Annotated in this window: 5 protein-coding genes; 3 read left to right on the plus strand and 2 right to left on the minus strand. The window is 62.5% G+C overall.

Going from position 1 to position 5,646, the window contains the following annotated elements:
• Positions 1 to 309: 309 nt before the first annotated feature.
• Complete coding sequence (locus AB0K08_RS16805; protein ID WP_332106597.1) at positions 310 to 849, minus strand: helix-turn-helix domain-containing protein; 540 nt, start codon at positions 847 to 849, stop codon at positions 310 to 312.
• Positions 850 to 876: 27 nt separating this feature from the next.
• Positions 877 to 2,385, minus strand: a complete 1,509-nt coding sequence (locus AB0K08_RS16810; protein WP_363356472.1) for an MFS transporter — start codon at positions 2,383 to 2,385, stop codon at positions 877 to 879.
• A 168-nt stretch (positions 2,386 to 2,553) separates the two neighbouring features.
• Between AB0K08_RS16810 and AB0K08_RS16815 the strand changes: the two genes are divergently transcribed.
• From AB0K08_RS16815 to AB0K08_RS16825, 3 genes are read left to right on the plus strand one after another with little or no spacing between them, the layout of a single operon-like run.
• Positions 2,554 to 3,120: a recombinase family protein gene (locus AB0K08_RS16815; RefSeq protein WP_363356474.1), complete on the plus strand. Its 567-nt coding sequence runs from the start codon at positions 2,554 to 2,556 to the stop codon at positions 3,118 to 3,120.
• Between the two features lie 9 nt (positions 3,121 to 3,129).
• Entirely contained in the window at positions 3,130 to 4,566 is a 1,437-nt protein-coding gene (locus AB0K08_RS16820; protein ID WP_060920705.1) for a Mu transposase C-terminal domain-containing protein, read from the plus strand.
• Positions 4,553 to 5,476: an AAA family ATPase gene (locus AB0K08_RS16825; protein WP_060920706.1), complete on the plus strand. Its 924-nt coding sequence runs from the start codon at positions 4,553 to 4,555 to the stop codon at positions 5,474 to 5,476. The genes AB0K08_RS16820 and AB0K08_RS16825 overlap by 14 nt, the downstream gene beginning before the upstream one ends.
• Positions 5,477 to 5,646 lie beyond the last annotated feature (170 nt).

The raw sequence follows: 5,646 nt of genomic DNA on the forward strand, positions 1-5,646 counted from the left end.
GCGGTAACGATTGCAGCCTCATGGACACAGTCCACGACAGGAAACCGCAGGTCAAGACAGGCCACCGATCCCCTGACTATAGATAACGACCGTTTTCGGGCAGCCGTGCCGGACGGCCCGCCGAGGCCGTGTGACTTGCGGCGCTAAATGTCGCGATTCTCGCGTCGCTCTGAATCCAGTGAGGGGCTCTGTGTCTCGTCTCGAGACGCGCGTTATGCCGGTCACCGGCCAACAGATTGGCTGGAAGCACAGCGCTCCGGATACGCGCGCCGGTTCCTCCTCTTTCGTTTGCTGCCCGGCTGGTGTGGTCTATGACGCGATGCGTTCGTTATCTCGTATGAGGTCGATGATACGTTCGGCGCTCTCATGGCGTTGCTCAGTAGCGATGCTGGTGCTTCCAAGTACGTCGGTGACCCAGAGGCCATCGGCAGCCAAAAGTGCCAGGGCATATGCGGGATCATCTGTCGGTTGCGGTCGTGGTGCCCAGCGTTGGATAACACGATCCCAAGCGTCCTGGTTCTCAGTGTGATGACTATCGAGAATCATCTGCACTTCTGCTCGAGTGGCTGGTGTCGCCGCCATGCGGATGTAAGCGATGAGCCGTTCGAGCGCGGTGGTCTCGTCGGCCGGCTTACCGCAGGCAACTTCGAGCTGGCTCTCCCAACGGCATGCCATGTGCTCATGAATGGCCGCGATCAACTCCTCTCGGGAAGGGAAGTGGTAGATGATCCCTCCACGGGTAATGCCAGCTGCTGCCGCGACGGAATCGAAGGTGACGGCGGTAATCCCGTCAGACTCGATGACATTGACCGCGGCGTCCAAAATTACGGTCCGTTTGCTCTCTCGCACCTTGCTCCTCTCTCGCTGGAATGAACATCAGTGGTTCTCCGCAAACTCCATGGCCTGAGTGTTGCGACCGTAGGCACGCAGTAGACCATTGGTAGTCACGGCCCCGATTGCCAAGACCACGCCCAAGACGATCATCGTCACCAGGTAGGCAGTGTCAAATGCAGTGGTCGCTGCAGCAATTATCTCGGCGTTCCCGTCAGCGACGGCCAGTGCGTCTGCCAGGCTCTCCCGGGCTGCATCCGGGGAACCAATGGGGAGTTGAACTGTGAAGGCGTACACAAACGTCAGCAGGCTTCCCAGCACGGCGACGGCCGAGAGCGACCCCATTTCGTACGACACCTCCTCCACGGACGCAGCCATGCCAGCTTTGCGCGGGTGGGCATTGCCCATGATCGCGGAGGAAGCGACCGAGAACGCTCCACCCAGGCCGAGCCCGGTCACGACGAATCCGGCCACGAGCAAGGCGAAGGTGTCTGTTGCCACCGCGGTGATCGACAGCAGCAGCCCGAGGGCGCCAACGCCGAGGCCGCCGGAAATAATGAGTCGAAGGCCGAGCGTGTCCAGGAACGCAGCTCCGAGCAACCCCGAGGGCAGAGCACCGAGGGCGATCGCTGCAACCAAAAGACCCGCTTGCAAGGGGCTGAACCCTTCCACGAGTTGGAAGCGCTGGGTTGTGATGAGCTGCGCGCCTGCGATCGTGAACATTGCGAAAGCAGCAGCCAGGACGCCTCCGGTGAAGGCCTTGTTGCGGAAAATCGAAAAGTCCAAAAGCGGTTCACTCATCCGTCGCTGACGACGTACGAACAACACGAACCCGACCACTGCAGCCACTGCAGCACCTGCAATCAGAGGCCAGTTCTGCGGTACATGGGCGAGCTCCTTGATAAAGAGCACCGTGCCCACGAGGCCCACCATCGCCTGGATGGAGGACAGCAGGTCCCACTTCTTGGAGGGATCAGCGTCGTTACGCGGCGCGACGAGCGCGGTCCCGATGAGCGCGGCGACCACAACCGGAACGTTGATCAGGAACACTGATCCCCACCAGAACCGCTCCAACAGCAACCCGCCTAGGATCGGGCCGAGCGAGGCGCCGACAACTGAGAGACTTCCCCAGATCGCGATCGCGATGTTTCGTTCTTTCACGTCATTGAACGACAACCGGATCAATGCGAGCGTCGCCGGCATCATCGCTGCTGCCCCCACGGCCAGCAGCGCACGCGAGGCGATCAGCATCCCCGGGCTCACCGAGAACGCTGCAGCCAACGATGCCAGGCCGAAGATCAACAGCCCCACCACGAACATTCTGCGGTGGCCGATTCGATCGCCCAGCGTCCCCGCACCCAGCAACAGACCCGCCATCACCACAGGGTAGGCGTTGATGATCCACAGTGAGGCTGACCCCGAAGCGCCCAGCTCCTCGGTCAGCGTCGGGAGCGCGGTGTACAGAATCGAGTTGTCCAGCGTGATGAGGAGCAAACCCGCGCCTACCGTCAACAACAACCACCATCGCCGCTTCGGCGCAGTATCGCTTCTCATCAATCCGACTCCTCGCTACCGCTTTACTATACAAACAGGTTAGTATAGTAACATGATGGACCGTTCATGAGTCATCCGGAATTTTGGTCGGCCAGTTCGGCGAGTCGTGTCTCACTACCCGTGTCAGCAATCTATGTAAAACAAGCGGCGTTCACGTTACACTGAGGCATGGCCACGATCGGTTACGCCCGAGTCTCAACCCGAGACCAGAATCCCGACGGCCAAACGGATGCGCTCAATGCGGCGGGCTGCGACAAGATTTTCGTCGAGCACGCATCCGGCACCCTGGCGAAACGGCCGGCACTGACGGAAGCCCTCGGATATCTGCGCGAGGGAGACTCGCTCGTCGTGACGAAACTTGACCGGCTCGGCCGGTCGGTGAGAAACCTCAAACAGGTCGCGGACGAATTGCAACAGCGCGGGGTCGGTTTGAAGGCACTCTCGCAGGGCATCGACACGACGACGCCGGGAGGTCGCCTGTTCTTCCACATGCTCGCTGCGATCGCGGAGTTCGAACACGACCTCATCGTCGAACGCACCCACGACGGCCTCGCGGCCGCCCGCGCCCGGGGCCGGAAGGGCGGCCCGAAGTTCAAGATGACGCCGACGAAGATCCGGCAGGCCCGGGCGATGTACGACGAGGGCGGCCACACCGTCCAAGAGATTGCCGACACGTTCGGAGTGTCCCGGCCCACGATCTACCGGCACCTGGCCGAGCACGTCGAGCGGTCCTAACGAGGAATCATGGCGCACCTCAGCGATCGGCAGAAAGCCGAGCTTGTGCGCCAACACCAGGACGGGGTGCCGTGGACGCGCATTGCGGAACACTCCGGCGTCGCCGTACGGACCCTGCAACGCTGGGCAGCCCGGATGGAAACGGGACAGCTCTCACGGGCACCTCGCAGCGATAAGGGTTCGAGGCACATCGACGCCGAGCTGGTGAAGGCGATTGAGGCGCTTGCTGTGCGGCGACCCGCGCCGACGATCGCGTATATCCACCGCCGCATCGGTGATATCGCCAGGGGCCGAGGACTATCCGTCCCGGGGTACACCACGGTCCGCGAAATCGTGCACGCGCTCGACCCGGGCCTGACCGCTCTCGCGGACGGCAGGGACGCGGCCTATCGAGACAAGTTCGAGCTGGTCTACCGCCGCACAACCTCTGCGCCGAATGAACAGTGGCAGATGGACCACACTCTGCTCGATGTGATGATTCTCGATGACCGGCAGCAGGCCGTCCGCCCCTGGCTCACGATCGTGCTCGACGACTACTCACGAGCGATCGCGGGCTACGCGGTCAGCGTCTCAGCACCCACGGCCGAGCATTCCGCATTGGCTTTCCACCAGGCCGTCGCTCGGAAACGAAACCCGAAGTGGGTGGTGTCGGGCCTCCCGGACATCCTCTACAGCGATCACGGGTCCGATTTCACCTCGACCAGGATCGAGCACGTGTGCCTCGACGTGCACGTGCGCTTGATTCACTCACGGATCGGCGTCCCACAGGGGCGCGGCAAGATCGAACGGTTCTACCGAACGATCACGACCGAGCTGCTGCCGCACCTGCCCGGCTTCATCCCGCACGGCACCGGTGGATCGCCCATCACCGAACCCAGGTTGACCTTGCACCAGCTCGATGACGTTCTCGAGCGATTCATCGTCGACGAATACAACGAACGCATCCACTCATCGACGGGTGCTGCCCCGCACGAGCGATGGCGCAGCGACAGTTTCATCCCTCGAACACCCGCTCGCCCGGAAGACATCGATCTGCTTCTACTCACCGCAGCGACGCCCCGCCGTGTGCAACGCGACGGGATCCGTTTCGCCTCGACCCGATACATCTCACCAGTCCTCGCCGCATACGTCGGGGAAGACGTCACGGTGCGGTACGACCTCCGCGACCTCGGAGAGATACGAATCTTCCACGACAACGCATTCCTCTGCCGCGCAATTTCCCCCGAACGCTCCTCGGAAACCGTCTCTTTTGCTGATCTGCAAACCGCGAGGAACGCGCGGCGTCGCGCTCTGAAGCAGCAACTCCGCGAGCTCACCGCTCATGCGGGTTCCCTTCCCGAAGACACGCGCCACCGTCCCGAGATCGCAACGGCCCCCGACAGAACCCCCGACCAGCCCGCGACACTTCCCGCGCGACACGGATTGAGGACATATGCCAGTGACTGATCCAGACAGCACGCCCCGGTCTCTTCTTTTCACGCCTGACGATGACGGACGCCGATTCCTCAACGGTCATTTCGACGAGTTCACCGATGCGCCTCCGCCCCTCGCGGACACTTTGCCCGCATTCATTACCACACGTGAGCACCGACGGTTTACAGAGTTCGCGGATACCGTCCGATCGCACCGCTACATCGGCCTCTGCTACGGACCACCCGGCGTCGGGAAGACACGCTCCGCACGCAACTACGCCGGTACAGACGAATGGGAGCAGTGGTACCCGCTCTCCCGCGGCAAGGGCTCACTGCCGCCCGTGCCCGAGGCCGTGCAACGAAGCCGCACGGCATTCTTCACACCCACGGTCGCCGCGACCATCAAGCAAATCGATCAAGGCCTGCCCCGGGCCTGCCAGCACATCTCCTGGGCCATCGACTACGCCGAACACGGGCACGTTGATCCTTTCGTTCACGCCGAGTCCCAACACAGCGGAAACACCGAACTGCTCATCATCGACGAAGCCGACCGACTCAAAACCGCCGGCCTCGAACAAGTCCGCGACTTCTACGACCGCCACCGGATGGGCGTCATCCTCATCGGCATGCCCGGCCTCGAAAAACGGCTCGCCCGCTACCCCCAGCTCTACAGCCGCATCGGCTTCGCTCACGAGTACCGGGCGCTACGCAGTGACGAGCTCACCGCCGTTGTCGCGCAGCGCCTCCCGGACCCCGACCCAGACGACTCCGGTCTCGCGCACACCGCAGCTCTCGCCGCAATCGTCCGCGCCACCAACGGAAACTTCCGTCTCGCCGACAGACTCGTCACCCAGATCAACCGCATACTCGACATCAACAAGCAGACACGCCTCATCCCAGAGGCCGTCGACGCCGCCCAAGAAGCACTCCTCATCGGACGGTAAGCGGCGTGGGAAACACGACATTCATCGCCGCGATTCACAACGTCGCCGCGGTGCAGCTCGCGGCCGTGCCGGAATCGGTCGTTATCTATAGTCAGGGGATCGGTGGCCTGTCTTGACCTGCGGTTTCCTGTCGTGGACTGTGTCCATGAGGCTGCAATCGTTACCGCCTG

The sequence above is a fragment of the Citricoccus sp. NPDC055426 genome (genome assembly GCF_040677445.1).
In the GTDB taxonomy this organism is placed as follows: domain Bacteria; phylum Actinomycetota; class Actinomycetes; order Actinomycetales; family Micrococcaceae; genus Citricoccus.